Genomic DNA, 1,225 nt, shown 5'->3' on the forward strand with positions numbered 1-1,225 from the left:
GGGTCTCCGGGAGGTTCTCGCAGTTCGTCCCCTCCCGCTGGTACAGGTACGGCACCGCGTCGAGGCGGAACCCGTCGATCCCGAGGTCCAGCCAGAACTTCAGCGCGGAGATCATCTCCTCCTGCACCGCCGGGTTCTCGTAGTTGAGATCGGGCTGGTGAGAGAAGAACCGGTGCCAGTAGTACTGCTTGCGCACCGGGTCGTACGTCCAGTTCGACGCCTCGGTGTCGACGAAGATGATCCGCGCGTCCTGGAACTGCTTGTCGTCGTCGGCCCACACGTAGTAGTCGCCGTACGGCCCGTCGGGATCGCGTCGCGACTCCTGGAACCACGGATGCTGGTCGCTGGTGTGGTTCATGACGAAGTCGATGATCACGCGCATCCCGCGCTGGTGCGCGGAGTCGACGAACTCCACGAAGTCGGCGAGGTCGCCGAATTCGGGCAGGACGGCCGTGTAGTCGGCGACGTCGTAGCCGCCGTCGCGCAGCGGCGACTTGAAGAAGGGCGGCAGCCACAGGCAGTCGACGCCCAGCCACTGCAGGTAGTCCAGTTTGGCGGTCAGGCCCTTCAGGTCGCCGACGCCGTCGCCGTTGCTGTCCTGGAAGGAGCGGACGAGGACCTCGTAGAAGACGGCTCGTTTGAACCAGTCCGGGTCCCGGTCCTTGGCGGGTGTGTCCTCGAAGGTGTCCGGGACGGGTTCGTTGACGATCATGTGGTGGCTGACCCTCCGATCTGCGGGGTGGACGGTCGCAGGACCCTGCCGCGTTCATCGGGAGGCCCGTCCCCGGACCCCCGGCCTACGGTGAGCACATGTGCCCCGCCCGGCCCGAGACGCACATAGTTGGCCCTGCCCCATGGGTAGACCTCGCCGGTGAGCTCGTCGCGCACCGGCACGGACTCGTGCCAGTCCAGGCCGAGTTGCGGCATGTCCAACGAGACCGTGGCCTCCTGGGTGTGGTGGGCGTCGAGGTTGGCGACCACCAGAACGGTGTTCGAACCGTGCCGCTTCGAGTACGCGATCACCGCCTCCTGATCGGCGTGGTGGAAGTGGAGGTCGCGCAGTTGACGCAGGGCGGGATTCTCCCGGCGGATGGTGTTGAGCCGGGTGATGAGGGGGGCGATGGTGCGGCCCTCGCGTTCGGCGGCTTCCCAGTCACGGTGCCTGAGCTGGTACTTCTCGCTGTCGAGGTATTCCTCGCCGCCCTCGCGCAGGGGGGTGTTCTCA

General features: G+C 66.6%; 2 protein-coding genes. Both read right to left on the reverse strand.

Going from position 1 to position 1,225, the window contains the following annotated elements; all coding sequences use genetic code 11:
- Nucleotides 1-712 (reverse strand): alpha-amylase family glycosyl hydrolase (locus BU52_RS32585; RefSeq protein WP_037941460.1); only part of this gene is annotated, 712 nt, incomplete at its 3' end.
- Nucleotides 709-1,225: alpha-glucosidase C-terminal domain-containing protein (locus BU52_RS32590; RefSeq protein ID WP_037941462.1), on the reverse strand; the 517-nt coding region annotated here is incomplete at its 5' end. The genes BU52_RS32590 and BU52_RS32585, both read right to left, overlap by 4 nt.

The sequence above is a fragment of the Streptomyces toyocaensis genome, from assembly GCF_000725125.1.
Classification (GTDB): domain Bacteria; phylum Actinomycetota; class Actinomycetes; order Streptomycetales; family Streptomycetaceae; genus Streptomyces; species Streptomyces toyocaensis.